Origin of the sequence: Achromobacter sp., from assembly GCF_050285585.1 — a bacterium.
GTDB lineage: Bacteria > Pseudomonadota > Gammaproteobacteria > Burkholderiales > Burkholderiaceae_B > Achromobacter.
Window position 1 is genome coordinate 230,743 of the sequence record NZ_JBLZXF010000006.1, and the last position, 16,811, is coordinate 247,553.

Annotated in this window: 16 protein-coding genes; 9 read left to right on the forward strand and 7 right to left on the reverse strand. The window is 66.6% G+C overall.

Features of this window, described 5'->3' with window-relative positions; genetic code table 11:
• Positions 1 to 5 precede the first annotated feature (5 nt).
• Positions 6 to 902, reverse strand: coding sequence for a LysR family transcriptional regulator (locus ACN6PJ_RS11650; protein WP_427996013.1), 897 nt, complete (start codon positions 900 to 902; stop codon positions 6 to 8).
• A 71-nt stretch (positions 903 to 973) separates the two neighbouring features.
• On the opposite strand from ACN6PJ_RS11650, the gene ACN6PJ_RS11655 reads away from it, so the two are divergent.
• From ACN6PJ_RS11655 to ACN6PJ_RS11665, 3 genes are all read left to right on the forward strand, one after another.
• Positions 974 to 2,221 carry a CaiB/BaiF CoA transferase family protein gene (locus ACN6PJ_RS11655; protein ID WP_427996014.1) on the forward strand — a complete coding sequence of 416 codons (1,248 nt, stop codon included), beginning with the start codon at positions 974 to 976 and terminating at the stop codon, positions 2,219 to 2,221.
• Positions 2,218 to 2,697: a MaoC family dehydratase gene (locus ACN6PJ_RS11660; RefSeq protein ID WP_427996015.1), complete on the forward strand. Its 480-nt coding sequence runs from the start codon at positions 2,218 to 2,220 to the stop codon at positions 2,695 to 2,697. The genes ACN6PJ_RS11655 and ACN6PJ_RS11660 overlap by 4 nt, the downstream gene beginning before the upstream one ends.
• An 82-nt stretch (positions 2,698 to 2,779) precedes the next feature.
• Positions 2,780 to 3,745 carry a Bug family tripartite tricarboxylate transporter substrate binding protein gene (locus ACN6PJ_RS11665; protein WP_427996016.1) on the forward strand — a complete coding sequence of 322 codons (966 nt, stop codon included), beginning with the start codon at positions 2,780 to 2,782 and terminating at the stop codon, positions 3,743 to 3,745.
• A 168-nt stretch (positions 3,746 to 3,913) separates the two neighbouring features.
• Here ACN6PJ_RS11665 and ACN6PJ_RS11670 read toward each other — a convergent pair whose 3' ends face one another.
• The 5 genes from ACN6PJ_RS11670 to ACN6PJ_RS11690 form a co-directional block, all read right to left on the reverse strand.
• Positions 3,914 to 4,288: a tautomerase family protein gene (locus ACN6PJ_RS11670; RefSeq protein WP_427996017.1), complete on the reverse strand. Its 375-nt coding sequence runs from the start codon at positions 4,286 to 4,288 to the stop codon at positions 3,914 to 3,916.
• Positions 4,289 to 4,398: 110 nt separating this feature from the next.
• Positions 4,399 to 5,655 (reverse strand): quaternary amine ABC transporter ATP-binding protein, encoded by a 1,257-nt coding sequence (locus ACN6PJ_RS11675; protein ID WP_427996018.1) that lies wholly within the window; start codon positions 5,653 to 5,655, stop codon positions 4,399 to 4,401.
• Positions 5,652 to 6,509: an ABC transporter permease gene (locus ACN6PJ_RS11680; RefSeq protein ID WP_427996019.1), complete on the reverse strand. Its 858-nt coding sequence runs from the start codon at positions 6,507 to 6,509 to the stop codon at positions 5,652 to 5,654. Before ACN6PJ_RS11680 ends, ACN6PJ_RS11675 begins: the two co-directional genes overlap by 4 nt.
• 232 nt (positions 6,510 to 6,741) lie before the next feature.
• Positions 6,742 to 7,743, reverse strand: coding sequence for an ABC transporter substrate-binding protein (locus ACN6PJ_RS11685; RefSeq protein WP_427996020.1), 1,002 nt, complete (start codon positions 7,741 to 7,743; stop codon positions 6,742 to 6,744).
• 471 nt (positions 7,744 to 8,214) lie between these two features.
• Positions 8,215 to 9,477 (reverse strand): class I SAM-dependent methyltransferase, encoded by a 1,263-nt coding sequence (locus ACN6PJ_RS11690; protein ID WP_427996021.1) that lies wholly within the window; start codon positions 9,475 to 9,477, stop codon positions 8,215 to 8,217.
• Positions 9,478 to 9,681: 204 nt separating this feature from the next.
• Here ACN6PJ_RS11690 and ACN6PJ_RS11695 point away from each other — a divergent pair, with 204 nt between their 5' ends.
• The 3 genes from ACN6PJ_RS11695 to rpmG all read left to right on the forward strand — a co-directional run bounded on the left by ACN6PJ_RS11695 (position 9,682) and on the right by rpmG (position 11,611).
• On the forward strand, positions 9,682 to 10,830 hold the full coding sequence (locus ACN6PJ_RS11695) for a Bcr/CflA family multidrug efflux MFS transporter (protein WP_427996062.1): 1,149 nt from the start codon (positions 9,682 to 9,684) through the stop codon (positions 10,828 to 10,830).
• A gap of 339 nt (positions 10,831 to 11,169) precedes the next feature.
• Positions 11,170 to 11,406, forward strand: coding sequence for a 50S ribosomal protein L28 (gene rpmB / locus ACN6PJ_RS11700; RefSeq protein ID WP_043541771.1), 237 nt, complete (start codon positions 11,170 to 11,172; stop codon positions 11,404 to 11,406).
• A 37-nt stretch (positions 11,407 to 11,443) separates the two neighbouring features.
• Positions 11,444 to 11,611 carry a 50S ribosomal protein L33 gene (gene rpmG / locus ACN6PJ_RS11705; protein WP_003810296.1) on the forward strand — a complete coding sequence of 56 codons (168 nt, stop codon included), beginning with the start codon at positions 11,444 to 11,446 and terminating at the stop codon, positions 11,609 to 11,611.
• A gap of 63 nt (positions 11,612 to 11,674) precedes the next feature.
• Here rpmG and ACN6PJ_RS11710 read toward each other — a convergent pair whose 3' ends face one another.
• Positions 11,675 to 13,084: an MFS transporter gene (locus ACN6PJ_RS11710; RefSeq protein ID WP_427996022.1), complete on the reverse strand. Its 1,410-nt coding sequence runs from the start codon at positions 13,082 to 13,084 to the stop codon at positions 11,675 to 11,677.
• Positions 13,085 to 13,150: 66 nt separating this feature from the next.
• On the opposite strand from ACN6PJ_RS11710, the gene ACN6PJ_RS11715 reads away from it, so the two are divergent.
• The 3 genes from ACN6PJ_RS11715 (at position 13,151) to ACN6PJ_RS11725 (ending at position 16,776) form a co-directional block, all read left to right on the forward strand.
• Positions 13,151 to 13,573, forward strand: coding sequence for a helix-turn-helix domain-containing protein (locus tag ACN6PJ_RS11715; protein ID WP_427996023.1), 423 nt, complete (start codon positions 13,151 to 13,153; stop codon positions 13,571 to 13,573).
• Between the two features lie 102 nt (positions 13,574 to 13,675).
• On the forward strand, positions 13,676 to 14,899 hold the full coding sequence (locus ACN6PJ_RS11720) for an ABC transporter substrate-binding protein (protein ID WP_427996024.1): 1,224 nt from the start codon (positions 13,676 to 13,678) through the stop codon (positions 14,897 to 14,899).
• Positions 14,899 to 16,776 carry an ABC transporter permease gene (locus ACN6PJ_RS11725; RefSeq protein ID WP_427996025.1) on the forward strand — a complete coding sequence of 626 codons (1,878 nt, stop codon included), beginning with the start codon at positions 14,899 to 14,901 and terminating at the stop codon, positions 16,774 to 16,776. Before ACN6PJ_RS11720 ends, ACN6PJ_RS11725 begins: the two co-directional genes overlap by 1 nt.
• Positions 16,777 to 16,811 lie beyond the last annotated feature (35 nt).

Consider the following 16,811-nt stretch of genomic DNA (forward strand, 5'->3'; position numbering starts at 1 on the left):
CGGCGTCAGGCGGCGCGCGACAGCATGCTGTCGCGCAACCGCAGTACGGACGCGCACGAGGTATCGCGGTGCGTCACGAGCGACAGCGACAGCGCGCCCCGCGCATCGGCGTCGGCCAGCGGCACGAACGCCACGTGCGGCGTGGAGTACGCCCGGGTCACGCCCGGCACCAGCGCCAGGCCCATTCCGCTGGCGACCAGGCTGACCAGGGTCTGCACCTGGATCGCTTCCTGGCTGATGCGCGGCGAAAAGCCGGCCTTGCGGCATAGCGCCAGCGCCACGCCGTACAGGCCCGGCACTTTCAGCGGCGAATACAGCACGAAGTTCTCGGCGCGCGCCCGTTCCAGCTGGACCGGCCCTCCCGCCGCCAGCGGATGCCCGGCCGGCACCGCCAGGATCAGGTCGTCCCGCTCCACCACCCAGGAATCCAGCGCCGCGTCTTCCGCCAGGGGGCCGCGCACCAGGCCGGCGTCGATATCGTTGGCGCGCAGCATCGCCACCAGCCCGACCGTGCTGTCCTCGCGCAGGTCCAGCTGCAGGTCCGGATACTGGGCGCGGAAGGCCGGCAGGCAGCGCGGCAGCAACATGTACGTGGCGGACCCCACGAAGCCCAGCCGCAGCAGGCCCCACTCGCCGAGGGCCACGCGGCGGGCCGCCTGGCGCGCCTGTTCGGAATGAAACAGCGCGCGGCGGGCGTCGGCCATCAACGCCTGGCCGGCGGGGGTCGGCGTCACGCCCTTGGGGCCGCGCACCAGCAGCGGCACCCCCACCGCATGTTCCAGCTTCTGGATCGAAACCGACAGCGCGGGCTGCGCGATGTGCAGCAGATCGGCGGCGCGCCGGTAGCTGCCCTGTTCCGCAATGGTCACGAACTGCCGAAGCTGCCGTAGATCGATAGCCATAACAAATTCCATATCGCCCAATACCTAAGCCATATTAGACGCGTATGCGCCAGGCCGATAGCATTCCCGTCATGACAGCCACTCCCTTCCCCCGAGCCGGCGCGCTGGGCGGCGTGCGCATCCTGGACCTGACGTCCGTGGTGTTCGGCCCTTACGCGTCGCAGATACTCGCCGACTACGGCGCCGATGTCATCAAGGTCGAGTCGCCCGCGGGCGACTCGACGCGCCGTACCGGCCCAGCGCAGGAACCGGGGCTGGCCGCCATCTTCCTGGGCCTGAACCGCAACAAGCGCAGCATCGTGCTCGACTTGAAGCAGGCCGGCGCGCGGCAGGCGCTGCTGACGATGGTGGATCGGGCCGACGTGCTGATGCACAGCATGCGGCCCGCCAAGATGGCCGCGCTCGGGCTGGACCCGGATACGCTGTGCGCGCGCAACCCGAGGCTGGTGTATGCCGGCCTGTATGGTTTCGGGGCGGGCGGCGCCTACGACGGCCGGCCCGCGTATGACGACATCATCCAGGGGCTGTCGGGCCTTGCCGACCTGGTCGACCGCCAGACAGGCGAGCCCCGCTACCTGCCCACCGTCGCGGCCGACAAGACCTGCGGCCTGATCGCCGCCCATGCCATCCTGGCCGCGCTGTTCCAGCGCGAGCGGACCGGCGCGGGCCAGCAACTGGAAGTGCCCATGTTCGAGAGCATGGCGTCCTATGCGCTGGTCGAGCATTACTATGGCAGGCACCTGGCCGACGAGGCGGGCCAGGCCGGCTATCCGCGCGTGCTCACGTCCTGGCGCAAGCCCTGCCGCACGGCCGACGGCCATGTCTGCCTGATGCCCTACACCGACGCCCACTGGCGCGACTTCTTCATCGCCGCCGACCGCCCGGACCTGGCGGAAGATCCGCGCTTTGCCGACATCTCCGCCAGGACGCGGCACATCGAGACACTGTACGAACTGCAGGCCGGTATCGTCGCCCGGCGCGACACCGGCTATTGGCTCGCGCTGTGCGCTCGTCTGGAGATTCCGGCCGCGCCGGTCAATCGCCTGCAGGACCTGGAAACCGATCCGCACCTGCAAAGCGTGGACTTTTTCGTTCCGCTGGAAAGCGCGTCGGGCAGCCGCTACCGCTTTCCCCGCAATCCCGTGCGCCTGCGGCACTCCCATGTGCCGGCCACGATGCCGCCGCGCCTGGGCGAGCACACGCTCGACGTGCTGCGCGAAGCAGGCCTGGACGAATCCCGCATCTCCGCGCTCCTGGAGACAGGCGCCGCGCTCGACGCATTTTCCACAACCAACGACAACAGCGAGACTCCCGCATGAACGCAGACCGCAACGCCGCCATCGCGCAGCTCGGCCAGGGCTATTACTGGCAGGATCTGACCGTGGGCCAGCGCTTCCACACGTTCCGCCGCACGGTCACCGAGACCGATATCGTGAACTTCATCAGCGTGACGGGAATGCTGGAGACGATCTTCATCGACGCCACCTATGCGCATGGCGCGATACAGGGTCGTCCCGCGCCCGGCGCGCTGACCTACGGCCTGATCGAGGGGCTGATCATGCAGGGCATGGTCCAAGGCACGGGGCTGGCGCTTTTGGAAGTCCACAAGAAAATGCTGGCGCCCGTGGTCGCGGGCGACACCATCTGGGCGGAGATCGAAGTGACCGGCGTGCGCCCGACCTCGCAGCACAACCGGGCGGTCGTCACGTCCGCCATCGAAGTCCGCAACCAGCATGGCAAGCCGGTGATGAGCTACACGGCCACGCGCATGCTGGCCGGCAGGCCCGAGGCCTGATCAGGCAGCAAGCGCCCCGCCCAGAGGGCGCTGCCGCCTGGACGCGATCCGCGTCATCCAGAAAAGCACAAGGAGACAAACCATGAAGAAAGCAGTGCTGGCGGCCAGCCTGGCCATCCTGGCATTGGGAGGCGCGGCCGGCGCCCACGCCGCCTGGCCCGAGCGTCCCGTAACGATGGTGGTGCCATTCCCGCCCGGCGGCCCCACCGACCTGGTGGCGCGCGTGCTGGCCAAGCAGCTCACCGACCAGTTGGGCCAGACCGTCGTGGTCGAGAACAAGGGCGGCGCCAACGGCAACATCGGCATGCAATACGCGGCGGCGGCCAAACCCGATGGCTATACCGTGCTCTACAACACCTCCTCCATCGCGCTCAGCCCCAATCTTTACCGGTCGCTGGCATTCGACCCGGTCAAGGACTTCGCGCCGGTGTCGTCCACGGCCGTCATCCCGCTGGTGCTGCTGGTGCATCCGTCCGTGCCGGCAAAGGACACCCAGTCGTTCGTCCAGTATGCCCGCGCGCATCCAGGCAAGCTCTCGTACGGTTCGGCTGGCGCCGGCAACGTCACCCACCTGGGCGCCCTGTTGCTGCTGCGCTCGCTCGAGATCGACGCGGTGCACGTGCCCTATCGCGGCAGCGCCCCGGCCATGACGGATCTGGTCGGCGGGCAGGTGCAGTTGATGACGAACACGCTGAACGATTCGCTCGGCTTCGTCCGGGAGGGCAAGCTGCGCGCGCTGGCCGTGACCAGCAGCGCGCGCAGCGACCAACTGCCCGACGTGCCGACCGTGGCGGAAACGGCGGTGCCCGGATTCGAGATGGGCGCGTGGCAGGGCGTGGTAGTGCCGGCCGGCACGCCCGAACCCGTGATCGAAAAGCTGAACGCCGAAATCCGCCGCGCCCTGCAATCGCCAGAAATGCAGAAGCAGCTCAAGGCGCAAGGCGCGCAGGCGCTAGGGTCCACGCCCCAGGAGTACGCGGCCTACATAAAAAGCGAAATCTCGCGCTGGGGCGAAGTGGTGAAAGCCGCCAACGTAAAGTTGGATTGACGCGCCGGGCCGCCCCACTGTGGCGCGGCCCCCTCGGCGGGGCAGCAAGCACGCTCGGCGTACGCAGCGTGGGGGCTCCGCGCCGCCGCCGGGCCGCCCCAAGGCGGCGCAGCCCCCTCGGGGGGCAGCAAGCACGCTCGGCGTGCGCAGCGTGGGGGCACACTCCACTCAGCGGCCTGCCGCCTTCGCACTGATCCCGTTGGCCACGCCCATATCCACCTTGGGCACGTCGCGGATCAACACGCGCACGTCTTCGCCCGAAATATCGATGCTGCTGCAAACCGCCTGGTTCAGCGCGGCGATCAGGGCCGCCTTCTTGGCTTCGTCGCGGCCTTCGATCAAGGCCACGTCCACGCGCGCCATGCGCTTGCCGATCTCTCCGGCCACGATCACGTTTTCCGCGGGCACTTCCTGCAGCACGATGCGCACGCTGGGCAGCGGCGCGGCGATGCTCTCGACGACGGCGTTGGACGCCGCCTTCAGCAAAGTGGCTTTCTGGGCGGCCGAGTGGCCTTGCATGATCTGGACATTCAAAATGGGCATGACGGCTTCCGATGTTCCGAATGGGGGACAAGCCGGCCGATCCGGCCGGTCGACCATCATATCCGGACTTTGCCCATGCCCAGGCACAGTCCGGATACGGGTCTTCCCTGTCAGGCGGCCTGGTCCCGATGCTCCAGTTCGGGCTCGGCTTGCTGCCCGGCGGCGGCGTCGTCGGCGGGCGCCGGCGTATCGGCCAGGGCCGGCGTGACCAGCTCCACGACCTTCTTGCGCGACAACATGCCGATGAACTCGTCGTCCTCGCCCGTCACCGCCACGGGCTGGTCGCTGTGGACCAGCTGGGCCAGCACTTCGCCCAGGCCTGCGGTGGCCGGCACCGACGCCAGGTCTTCCACGTAGCGGGAAACGTCGCGCACGCCGTCCTGGATGGCTCTTTCGGCCGCCTCGGCGGTCAGCACGCCGGCCAGACGCTTGCCGTCCAGCACCGGCGCGTACTCGTAGTCCAGGGCGCGCATGCGGTCCATGGCGTGCGCGGGACGCGAACGCATGGTCAGGGTCAGGCGCGCCGGATTCACGGCATGCGTGGCGTTGAGCACCTTGGTGCGGTTCACGTCCTGCAGGAACGACTGCACGTAATCGTTGGCGGGGTTCAGCAGAATGTCTTCCGGCGTGCCTTCCTGCACCAGTTCGCCGTCCTTCAGGATCGCGATGCGGTTGCCCAGGCGCAGGGCCTCGTCCAGATCGTGCGTGATGAAGACGATGGTCTTGTTCAGCTTGGCCTGCAATTGCAGCAGTTGGTCCTGCATCTCGCGGCGAATCAGGGGGTCCAGCGCCGAGAACGCTTCGTCCATCAACAGGATTTCGGCATCCGTGGCCAGCGCCCGCGCCAGGCCCACGCGCTGCTGCATGCCGCCCGACAGCTGGTGCGGATACTGATTCTCGAAGCCCGACAGGCCAACCTGCTCCAGCCATTCGCGGGCGCGCTTCTCGCGCTCGGCCCGGCCCACGCCCTGCACGGTCAGCCCATAGGCGGCGTTGTCCAGCACCGTGCGGTGCGGAAACAGGCCGAAGCGCTGGAACACCATGCTCATTTTCTTCTGGCGGAAGACTTCCAGGTCGCGCTTGTTCAGGCTGACCACGTCCACGCCGTCGACCAGGATGTGGCCGGCGCTGGGTTCGATCAAGCGGTTGAAGTGGCGGATCAGGGTGGACTTGCCGGAACCCGACAGCCCCATGATGACGTAGATGCTGCCTTCTTCAATCGACAGGCTGATATCGCGCAGGCCCAGCGTGTGGCCGCTTTCGGCCAGCAGCTGTTCCTTGCTCATGCCGCCCTGGGCGGCTTCCAGCCATTTCTTCGGATGCGGGCCGAAAATCTTGTAGATGTTCTTGACTTCGATCTTGCTCATCGCTGGCCTCCCATGCGCATGCGCTGTCCATACGATTGCGTGATCCGGTCGAACAGCACGGCCAGCACCACGATACCCAGCCCGGCCAGCAGGCCGCGGCCCACTTCCAGACGGTTGATTCCAAGCAGCACTTCGTAGCCCAGGCCGCGCGCGCCGATCATCGACGCGATCACCACCATCGACAGCGCCATCATGGTGGTCTGGTTGATGCCAGCCATGATGTTGGGCAGCGCCAGGGGCAGCTGCACGCCGAAAAGCTGCTGGCGCGGATTGGCTCCAAAGGCGCGCGACGCTTCGAGCACTTCGCGGTCGACCAGGCGGATGCCCAGGTCCGTCAACCGGATCAGCGGCGGCACGGCGTAGATGACCGTGGCGATGATCGCGGGGATCTTGCCCAGGCCGAACAGCATGACGACCGGAATCAGGTACACGAAGCTGGGCATGGTCTGCATCACGTCTAGCACGGGCAGCATGCCGGAACGCAGCCAGTTGACGCGCGCCATCAGCACGCCCAGGGGGATGCCGATCAGCACGGACAGGCCCGCCGCCATGATCATCAGCGCCAGCGTCTGCATGCCGGCGTCCCACAGGCCCAGCACGCCGATCACGCACAGCAGCGCGCCCATCGCCAGGCTCAGGCCGATGCGGCGGCTCACACCCCAGGCGATCGCCACCGTGACGGCGACCACCGCCCACCAGGGCGAACTGCGCAGCAGCTGCTCCAGCCACACCAAGGCATGCAGGACGGGCTGGGACAGAGTCTCCAGCGTGTCCGCGTAGTTGGTGACCAAATGATCGACGAAACCGTCGATCGCCCCCCGGACCTGCCGGGCGGGAATAATTTCAGGAAACATTCGTTCTACTCCATTCTGGCGCGCTCATCGCCCGTGCCGCCGCAAACCGCGGCATCGCGCAAGACAATGAAACCCAGGGGCTTCCAGGGCGGAAGCGGCCCGCCAAGTCGGCGGCACAAGCGCGCATCTGGCCGGGCGATCTCGCCCGGCCGGCGGCCATCCCGGCAAAGCAGTCCGGCCCGAGGGAGGGCCGGTACGCGCCATGGTGGCGCGCTGCCAGGCTCACGGCAGGTTAGAGCGCGCTTTGGACGCGCCCGGCGACGTCGGCGGGGACCCACTTGGTCCAGACGTCGGGCTTGTTCTTCAGGAACCACTTGGCCACGGCGCCGGACTCGTCGCCGGTCTCTTCCATGTGGGCCAGGGTTTCGTTGATCACCGGCAGCGGCACCGACACCTTGGACAGGAATTCGGTGAGCTTGGGGGCCTCCTCCGAGAACTTGGTGTTTACGGCGGTGAAGACGGGATTGTCAGGATAGGCGCTGGGCTCGGGATTGGCGCACTTGGGCGCCGTCAGGCACTTGTGCTTTTCCGCGTCGTAGGGCGGCATCTCCAGCTTGACCAGGTCCATCGAGCCGACCAGCGGCGTGGGCGACCAGTAGTAGAAAACCACGTTCTGCTTGCGCTTGTAGGCCGACATCAGGGCCGCCTTCTGCGCCGCGCCCGTTCCGGGCGAGTACAGCGTGTAGGTGTCGTCCAGCTTCAAGGCATGGAACAGGTTGTTGCTGGTCACTTCGCAGCCCCAGCCCGCCGGGCAGCCATAGAAACGGCCCTTGCCGGGCTCTTCCGGATCCTTGAACTCGTCCTTGAACTTCGGCAGGTCGGACGCGGACTTCAGTTTCGGCAGGCGCTCGGCCGTGTAGCGCGGGATGTACCAGGCCTCGGCGCCCATGTAGAGATCGCCGATGCGCTTGACCTTGCCGGTCTTCTCGGCGCGGTCCCAGGGTTCGGCAACGCTGTTCAGCCAGATCTCGGTGTTGATGTCCAGGTCGCCGCGCTCGAGCGCGGCCAGGGCGGGCAGGGTTTCGGTAGGCAGGGTTTCGGTTTTGCAGCCGTAGCCCTTTTCCATGATGAAACGCTCGACGTCAACGAGAACCAGGTTGGACTCCCAGTTCATGGCGCCGAAATTGACTGGACGCTTGAGCTCGCATTGGGCGGCATCGGCGGCCTGGGCCGAACCGGCAAATGCAAAGAACACGGCCGCGGCGGCCAGGGTCTTGACGGGGGTGAAACGCATTGGCTTTTGCCTCCATAGGTTCAGGGACACACGCAGGGCTGGGCCCGTGGGTGCCATGGAGCTAAGGGGGTTGTGCGGAAGACGGGCAGAACCGCCAATACAAACCGACACTAGCAACAAGACCCTCCGCGAGGAGCGGGGTCTTGCAAGACAGGAGTTTCAAAAACTCGGTTTTTGAAAACCCACAGAAAGTGAACAAACTGAACGAAGAAGCGAGCATCTTAAACGAAATTGACGCTCAACCCAAGCCCACGCCTGAACAAAACAGATACATTTCGGGAAAAATGCGTCCGGGATTACCCCGATCGACCAGAGGGAAATCGCCGTTTTCCCCTAAGGGAATTTGATTCGGAATTAATTTTACATTCCGTTAATAATTTATTCTTATTAATACATGCTGAGGGTTTCAAAACGGCCTGGAATGCCCTTTTTCGCCCCTTCCGGGAACATTCCAGGCCGTGCTTGCCCCGGCTAGCGCCTTTCTTCGTACATATAATCCCGCCGCCACGGGTAGGCGAGGTCCGCGGGGTTGTCCAGTTCATCCGGACGCCCGGTGGCCGGCGGTTGCGCCAGTATCTGGTGCAGCGCGATCCAGCCGTGTTCGAACGCCATGGCGCAGCCGGCCAGGTAGAGCCGGTACGCCCGCAGCGAGCGTTCGCCCTGTTCGCCTCCCAGGATCCGGGCGGCCTCGGGCAGGCGCGCCTCCAGCGCATCGCTCCATGACCATAAGGTGCGCGCGTAATGGGGCCGCAGGTTTTCCACGTCCACCTCTTCCAGCCCCCCGTTGGTCATGGCTTCCATGACGACGCTGATATGGGTCAGCTCACCGCCGGGGAAAATGTACTTTTCGATGAATTCGCCCATCCCGTTGCCAAGCTCGGCGTTGTAGACCCCGGCCGCGGTGATGCCGTGGTTCATGATCAGCCCGCCTGGCTTGAGCAGCCGGCGCAGCTTGGCGAAATATCCTTCCAGTTGCGCCCGCCCCACGTGTTCGAACATGCCCACCGACGCGATCTTGTCGTAAGGGGTGGATTCGTCCAGTTTCCGGTAGTCCAGCAGCTCGACGCGGACACGCCCGGCCAGGCCCTTTTCCTCGATCAGCCGGCTGACATGCGCGTGCTGGTTGCGCGACAGCGTGATGCCCGTGGCGTCCACGCCGTAGTTTTCGGCGGCCCAGAGCAGCAGCCCGCCCCACCCCGCGCCCACGTCCAGGAAGCGTTCGCCTTCGCGCAGGCGCAGCTTTCGGCAGATATGGTCCAGCTTGGCTTCCTGGGCCTGGGCCAGCGTCATGTCCGGCCGGCGGAAATAGGCGCAGGAATAGACCCGGCGCGGGTCCAGCCACAGCGCATAGAAGTCGTCGGACAGGTCGTAATGGAATTCGATCTGCTTCGCGTCGCGCTCGACCGAGTGGCGCCAGACCGACACGACCTTGCGCACCAGCTCGGTCAGCCAGCCGCCCCGGGCGGCGTCCACGGGCGAGCCCGGCAGCAGCGCCGCGGCGGCGGCCATGACGTCGCGCATATTGCCTTCGATATCGATCCGGCCTTCCACATAATCCTGCCCCAGCACGCCGACGGCGCCTTCGGCGAGGTGCGCCAGCGCGGTCTTGTCGTGGGTGACGAAACGGACGCGGGGGTCGGGCGCCCCCAGCACGGCGCCGTCGGGCAGCACCAATTGGACGGTCACGGGCAAGGCCTGCAGCTTGCGTTCCACTACAGACAACAAAGGATTCACGGCTACTCCCCTGGATGCGTACGGACGTCGACGACTTTATCGGAAAATTGCTGAAACTTGCGTGTAAGGTTATGCGTGATACAGTCGCTGACTTGGCCCAAAACATGCAACAAACCGCATCGGCGCCCTGTCCTGCGTTGTAACGCGATCCTCATGCCCCCATCACATTCTTTCCGCAGCGGTCTGCCCGGCTGGCTTATTCTCATGGGCGCGCTGACGGCCATCGGCCCGTTCGCCATCGACATGTACCTGCCCGCGTTCCCCACGATCGCGACGAACCTGGGCGTATCCCGCGGCGATGTCGAGCGCACGCTGGCGGCCTACCTCATCGGGCTGGCCATGGCGCAGGTCTTCTACGGCCCCATGGCCGACCGCTACGGGCGCAAGCCGCCGCTGCTGGTGGGCCTGACGCTGTTCATGATTGCGTCCCTGGGATGCGCGCTGTCGGGATCGGTCGAAGCGCTGACCGGCTGGCGCGTGGTGCAGGCCATGGGCGGCGCCGCGGGCATCGTGATCCCGCGCGCGGTCATCCGCGACCACTACGAAACCCATGAAGCCGCCCGCGCGCTGTCGCTGCTGATGCTCATCATGGGCCTTGCCCCCATTCTTGCGCCGCTGATCGGCGGGCAATTGCTGGCCATCACCAGCTGGCGCAGTCTGTTCTGGGTCATGCTGGCGGGCGGCGCCCTGCTGATGGCGGCGGTGCTCAAGATCATGAAGGAATCGCTCGCGCCCGAACGTGTCGTGCCGCTGCGCTTTCGCACCATCCTGCGGAACTACCGCGACCTGTTCGCGCACCGCGGCTTCATGGCGCACAGCCTGGCCGGCGGTTTCGGCCAGGCCGGCATGTTCGCCTACATCATCGGTTCGCCGCGCGTCTTCATCGAACTGTACGGCGTGCCTCCCCAGTATTACGGCCTGCTGTTCGGCACCAACGCGCTGTCGCTCATCGTCTGCTCGCAGATCAGCGCGCGGCTGCTGCGCACCTACACGCCCCGCCAGCTGCAGCGCAGCGCGCTGATCTCGCTGGCGTGCGCCAGCCTGGCGGCCGTCGCGCTGACCCTGATGGGCTGGATGACGCTGCCGTTGTTGATGCTTTGCCTGGTCTGCTACATGGGCAGCCAGGGCTTCGTGAACCCCAATTCGGCGGCCCTCGCGCTGGCGGAACAGGGCAAGCGGCTGGGAGCCGCGTCCGCGCTATTGGGGACGCTTCAATTGTCCTGCGGCGCGCTCGCCGGCTTCGCGGTCAGCGCCTGGCAGGCCGACAGCGCGTTGCCCCTGACCACCACCCTGGCGGTCTGCGCCTGCCTGTCCTGGTTCTCCGGCCGCGTGGCGCAATTGCACACCCGCTAGCATGCCTGCTTGATTTATTTACGTTTTTCGTATTAGAATCTACGTCTTCGCATGAAGTTTCCCGTGCAGGACTACTATGCTTTGTAGTTCGGCACTCTGACCCCAACCGCGTAGCGTCAAGATTCTTTCCAGGAAAACCGCCCGGAAGAATTCGCGGGTGGCAGGCAGCGGGTATAAGCACAGGGACGAACCAGAATACCGGTTCCTCCCCATCCACTAAGACTGGGTGGCCGGCAAAGCAGCACTTGCAGCAAGCAGGTGCTTTCTACAGCCCGGCGGCTGAACCCCCGTCTACCCCCCAAGCGATGCGCGACAAGAACGACACAAAGAGGTGCATCCATGGCACGCGTATGCCAAGTGACCGGCAAAGGCCCGATGGTGGGCAACAATGTTTCGCACGCGAACAACAAGACCAAGCGCCGTTTCCTGCCCAACCTGCAATCGCGCCGGTTCTGGGTTGAAAGCGAAAACCGCTGGGTCCGCCTGCGTGTTTCGGCCAAGGCCATCCGCACGATCGACAAGAACGGCATCGACGCCGTCCTGGCCGAAATGCGTGCCCGCGGCGAAATCGCCTAATCGGCCCTCCCGCCAATCTACATACTAGGAGCACGACATGGCCAAAGGTATCCGCGAAAAGATCAAGCTCGAGTCGACCGCCGGCACGGGTCATTTCTACACGACCACCAAGAACAAGCGCAACATGCCCGAGAAGATGCTGATCAAGAAGTTTGATCCCGTCGCTCGCAAGCACGTCGACTACAAGGAAACCAAGCTGAAGTAATTCGGCCGGTATTCCGGGAAGTCCCGAAGAGGCCCTGCATCCGCAGGGCCTTTTTTCGTCCGCTCACGGCGCCTGCCGGCAGCTTTGCCCGGGCCGTCCGCCGATGGCCAGGACGATGGCGAACGCAATGAGCCCGGCTCCGGCCAGGAAGGTGGCGGTGAATGCCCCGCCGACGTCCTGCGCCGTCGCCTCCCCGATCCCCTGCGGGCCCAGGACGGCGGCGAACAGGCTGGGCATGGCGGAAGCGCCGGTCATGAAGCCCAGATTGCGCGACAGTCCCAGCAATCCCGACAACATGCCGCGCTGCGCCTCGGCCGCGCCCAGCATGACGGCCGTATTGTTGGCCGCGAGGAAAAGCTGGAACCCCGGCGTAAGCAGCGTCAGGGCCGCCACGTAGCCCGCGACGCCCAGGAACCGGGGAAGCACGGCCAGGCAGACCAGGCCGGCGGCGGTCTGCAGCAAGCCCAGCAGCAACGTGCGGGGCGCGCCGAGGCGGTCGGTCATGCGCCCCGCGGGAATGCCCGAAATGGCGGCCACCAGTGGTCCCACCGCCATGACCAGTCCGGTCAGGACTTCGTTCAGGCCGAGGCCGAACGCCAGGAAGAACGGCCCGACCACCAGCGCCGCCATCATGACCGTGGACATCAGCAGATTCATCGCCAGCGAGGCGCCCGTGAACCGGTCGCGCAGCAACGCGATGGGCACCAGGGGCAGCGCCGATCGCGACTCGACCAAGATGAAAAGTCCGAGCGCCGCCACGCCCAGCGCCGCCAGCAGGCCCGGATCGAGCGCCATCCCGGTCCTGCCTCCGACCGTGGCAAGCGCATAGAACACCAGCATCATGACCAGCAGGACCGCGCCCGGCCAATCCAGCGACCGCGCCGGAACCGGCTGGCGCGGGGCCGGAGCCGGGATCGCCCACAGGGCAAGCGCGCCGGTGCTGGCGCCCAGGCAGGCCAGCAGGACGAACGCCGACCGCCAGCCCCAGGCTGCAATCAACACGCCGCCCAGGGAAGGCCCCAGCGCCGTGCCGATGGCCGACATCGTGCCGAACAGGCCCATCGCCGAACCGATACGGTCCTGGGCGACCGCCTCCCGCGCCATCGAGAGCGGCTGCGCCATGAGGATCGCGCCGCCCACGCCCTGGATCGCCCGGCCGGCGACCAGCGCCCCCAGGGTCGGGGCGGCCGCGCAGAACAGCGAGGCGGCCGCGAACACGATCAAGCCGGCCATCAGCACACGGCCGTGCCCATAGAGGTCGCCCAGCTTGCCGGCCAGCACGATCATGACGGTGATCGAAATGAGATAGGCCAGCACCACCCATTGCACGGACGGGACCGATGCGGAGAAAGCCTGCGCCAGGGTCGGCAGCGCCACGGTGACGATGCTGACGCCCAGCGATGCGAGCAGGGTCGCGCCCGCGAGCGCCGCCAGCACGGGCGGTGTCTTCTTCCTGGGAAATGGCGTTGCCATGGAGTCTCCTTGCCGGGTCGGGTAACGGCAACTACTATGCAACTTCAAGTTGACTTGAGGTCAAGCATGAATCTTCTCGATATCGGCGTGCTGTCGAAGCGCAGCGGCGTGCCTGCCTCCACGCTGCGCTACTACGAAGAAGTGGGGCTGATCCAGCCGCGGGCCAGGCACGGCCTCAGGCGCCAGTACGGAGAGGAAACGCTGACCCAGCTCATGCTGGTATTCCTGGGGAAAACAGCGGGTTTTTCCCTAGAAGAGATCCGGGAAATGTTCGACAAGGACGGCACCCCCAATTTGCCCCGCGCCCTCTTGCACGAGCGGGCAGACGCCCTGGAACACCAGATCCGCCGATTGAGCGCCCTCAAGGAGACGCTGCGGCACGTGGCCGATTGCCCCGCGCCCAGCCACATGCAGTGCCCCAATTTCCAGAAGCTCCTGCGCGTCGCGCAAAGAGAAGCCATGCCGGGGGAGCCAGGCCGCAGGAAGTGAAAACAGGCAGCGCGTTATTGCGGCACGGCAAAGACACATGCTTCAATTGGGCCGCCGCTCCTCGCCCCGAGGCGCCCGATTCCTCTCCACGCGATACCAGCCATGCTCCGTTCCTGCCTTACCCTGCTGCGCCGCTCGCTCGCGCCGGCCCTTCTGGCCCTGGCGCTGACCCCGGCCGCCTCCGCCAAAGACAAGGAGCCGCCGATCCGCATCGGTGAAATCAATAGCTACAAGGCCATCCCCGCCTTCCTCGGCCCGTATAAGAAAGGCTGGCAGCTGGCGTTGGAACAGGTCAACGCCCAGGGCGGCGTGCTGGGCAGGAAGCTGGAAGTCATTTCCCGCGACGACAACGGCAACCCCGGCGATTCGGTGCGCGCCGCCCAGGAATTGCTGGCCCGCGAAAAAGTCGAGCTCCTGTTCGGGGGATTTCTCTCCAATACCGGCCTGGCGCTGACGGACTTCGCCAAGCAGCAGCAGGTTTTCTTCCTGGCGGCCGAGCCCCTCACGGACAAGATCACCTGGCAGGACGGCAACCGCTACACCTATCGGCTGCGCCCCTCCACCTGGATGCACGTCGCGGCGCTGGCCCCCAAGGCGCTGGCCCTGCGCAAGAAGCGCTGGGCCATCGTCTACCCCAACTATGAGTACGGGCAATCGGCGGTAGCGACATTCAAGGCCATGATGACGTCCTTCCAGTCCGACGTGGAATTCGTGGCCGAGCAAGCCGTGCCGCTGGGCAAGGTGGACGCCGGCGCCGTCGTGCAGGCGCTGGCCGACGCCAAGCCCGACGCGATCTTCAACGTGCTGTTCGCCGCCGACCTGACGCGCTTCGTGCGTGAAGGCAACACGCGCGGTCTGTTCGAGAACCGCGCCGTGGTCTCGGTGCTCTCCGGCGAACCGGAATACCTGGAACCGCTGGGCGCCGACACGCCCACGGGCTGGATCGTCACCGGATACCCCTGGTACGCCATCGACACCCCAGCCAACTCCGCGTTCGTCGAGGCTTACAAGAAGCGCTACAACGAAACCCCGAAGGTGGGCTCGGTCGTCGGCTACGCCTCGCTCATGTCGATCGCCGAAGGCCTGAAGGCGGCCGGCGCGGTGGATACCGAAAAGCTCGTCGACGCATTCGCGGGCCTGAAGGTGGACACGCCCTACGGCCAGATCCAGTACCGCAAGATCGACCACCAGTCCACCATGGGCGTCTACGTGGGCGTGACCGCGGTGGAAGACGGCAAGGGCGTCATGAAGGACTTCTCCTATATCGACGGCGCCCGCCTGCAGCCGCCCGATGAACAGGTCCGCAAGATGCGTCCGGCGCACTGATGAGCTTTTCCGGACTGCTGCTGCAGCTGTTGAACGGTCTGGCGGACGCGAGCGCGCTCTTCCTCGTGGCCGCCGGCCTGTCGCTGATCTTCGGCGTGACCCGTGTGGTGAACTTCGCGCACGGCTCTTTCTACCTGCTGGGAATCTATCTCGCCTGGACCTTCACCGGCTATTTCGGCGACGGCGCGGGCTACTGGGCGGGCTTGCTTCTGGCCGCGCTGGCGACGGGACTCATCGGGGCGGCCATCGAATGGCTGGTCCTCAAGCGGCTGTACCAGGCTCCCGAACTTTTCCAGCTGCTGGCCACCTTCGCAATGGTGCTCATCATCGGCGACGCCGCGCTGGCGATCTGGGGCCCCGAGGATCTTTTCGCGGCGCGCGCGCCGGGTCTGTCCGGCGCCGTGGGGATCCTCGGCCGCCGCTATCCCGAATACGACTTGCTGCTGATCGCCGCCGGCCCCGTCGTGCTGGGCCTGCTCTGGCTGCTGCTGATGCGCACCCGCTGGGGACGGCTGTTGCGCGCCGCCGCCGAGAACCGCCAGATGCTGGCCGCGCTGGGCGTGAACCAGGCCTGGCTCTTCACCTCGGCCTTTACGCTGGGAGCCTTCCTCGCCGGACTGGGCGGCGCCCTGGCCGCCCCGCGCGTGCCCGCCACGCTCGGGCTGGACCTGGAGATCATCGCCAGCGCCTTCGTGGTCGTCGTGGTGGGCGGCCTGGGGTCCATTCCCGGCGCGTTCCTGGCGGCCCTGCTCATCTGCTCGGCCAAGGCCCTGTTCGTGTTCCTGGGTCCCGTGCAGATCGGCCCGTGGGCCTTCAACCTGTCCAAGCTCACGCTGCTGGCGGAATTCGCGGTCATGGCCGTGGTGCTGGTCGTGCGGCCCTGGGGCCTGCTGGGCAAGCCGCCCGGCCCCTCGTCCCATGCCGTCGCGGCCGAACGCCCCCTTGCTCCCGCGGGCCCGCGCCTGCGGCTTGCCTACGGCGCGCTGCTGGTCCTGCTGGCGCTCGCGCCGGTCGCGGCCATCCAATGGCCCTATCTGGGCATCCTGTTGATCGAGATCCTGATCGCGGCGCTGTTTGCCGCCAGCCTGCACTTCCTGACCGGGCTGGCCGGCATGACGTCGTTCGGCCACGCCGCCTGGTTCGGCCTGGGCGCCTATGGCGCCGCGCTGCTCCTGAAACTGGCGTCCATACCGATGGAAGCCGCGCTGCTGCTAGGCCCGTTCGTCGCCGCGTTCGGCGCCCTGCTGTTCGGCTGGTTCTGCGTGCGCCTGTCCGGCGTATACCTGGCGATGCTGACCCTGGCGGTGGCGCAGATTCTGTGGGCGCTCGCCTATCAATGGGACGACGTCACGGGCGGCAGCAACGGCTTGATCGGCCTGTGGCCATCGGCGTGGCTGGCGCGCGGCCCCTGGTTCTACTACCTGACCTTGGCGCTGTGCGCCGCCGGCGTCTGGTGGCTGCGCCGGCTGGCGTTCTCGCCGCTGGGCTACGCGCTGCGCGGCGTGCGCGATTCGTCCCTGCGCGCCGAGGCGCTGGGCATGGACACCCGCCGCGTGCAATGGGCGGGTTTCGTGGCGGCCTCCTTCGCCGCGGGCCTGGCGGGCTCGCTCTATGCGTTTTCCAAGGGCAGCATCGCGCCCGACGTGCTGGCCGTGAGCCGGTCGGTGGACGGCCTGGTCATGGTGCTGCTGGGCGGCCTGCAGACGCTGGCCGGCCCGCTCGTGGGCGCGGCGTCCTACACCTGGCTGCAGGATGCCGCCGCGCGCAGCACCGAGTATTGGCACGCCGTGCTAGGCGTGGCCATTCTGGCCCTGGTCATGGCTTTCCCCGAAGGCCTTGCGGGCGCCGCGGCGCGCCTGCGCGGGAGGCGCCCATGAGCCCGCCGGGCCGCATCAACGGCGAACACCGGAAT

Bases quoted from the DNA above. Each gene is read 5' to 3' on its own strand.
- ACN6PJ_RS11655 (WP_427996014.1), top strand. From the start codon at position 974: ATGACAGCCACTCCCTTCCCCCGAGCCGGCGCGCTGGGCGGCGTGCGC.
- ACN6PJ_RS11670 (WP_427996017.1), bottom strand. From the start codon at position 4,288: ATGCCCATTTTGAATGTCCAGATCATGCAAGGCCACTCGGCCGCCCAG.
- ACN6PJ_RS11715 (WP_427996023.1), top strand. From the start codon at position 13,151: ATGAATCTTCTCGATATCGGCGTGCTGTCGAAGCGCAGCGGCGTGCCT.
- rpmG (WP_003810296.1), top strand. From the start codon at position 11,444: ATGGCCAAAGGTATCCGCGAAAAGATCAAGCTCGAGTCGACCGCCGGC.
- ACN6PJ_RS11660 (WP_427996015.1), top strand. From the start codon at position 2,218: ATGAACGCAGACCGCAACGCCGCCATCGCGCAGCTCGGCCAGGGCTAT.
- ACN6PJ_RS11695 (WP_427996062.1), top strand. From the start codon at position 9,682: ATGGGCGCGCTGACGGCCATCGGCCCGTTCGCCATCGACATGTACCTG.
- ACN6PJ_RS11720 (WP_427996024.1), top strand. From the start codon at position 13,676: ATGCTCCGTTCCTGCCTTACCCTGCTGCGCCGCTCGCTCGCGCCGGCC.
- ACN6PJ_RS11650 (WP_427996013.1), bottom strand. From the start codon at position 902: ATGGCTATCGATCTACGGCAGCTTCGGCAGTTCGTGACCATTGCGGAA.
- ACN6PJ_RS11680 (WP_427996019.1), bottom strand. From the start codon at position 6,509: ATGTTTCCTGAAATTATTCCCGCCCGGCAGGTCCGGGGGGCGATCGAC.
- rpmB (WP_043541771.1), top strand. From the start codon at position 11,170: ATGGCACGCGTATGCCAAGTGACCGGCAAAGGCCCGATGGTGGGCAAC.
- ACN6PJ_RS11665 (WP_427996016.1), top strand. From the start codon at position 2,780: ATGAAGAAAGCAGTGCTGGCGGCCAGCCTGGCCATCCTGGCATTGGGA.
- ACN6PJ_RS11685 (WP_427996020.1), bottom strand. From the start codon at position 7,743: ATGCGTTTCACCCCCGTCAAGACCCTGGCCGCCGCGGCCGTGTTCTTT.
- ACN6PJ_RS11725 (WP_427996025.1), top strand. From the start codon at position 14,899: ATGAGCTTTTCCGGACTGCTGCTGCAGCTGTTGAACGGTCTGGCGGAC.
- ACN6PJ_RS11675 (WP_427996018.1), bottom strand. From the start codon at position 5,655: ATGAGCAAGATCGAAGTCAAGAACATCTACAAGATTTTCGGCCCGCAT.
- ACN6PJ_RS11710 (WP_427996022.1), bottom strand. From the start codon at position 13,084: ATGGCAACGCCATTTCCCAGGAAGAAGACACCGCCCGTGCTGGCGGCG.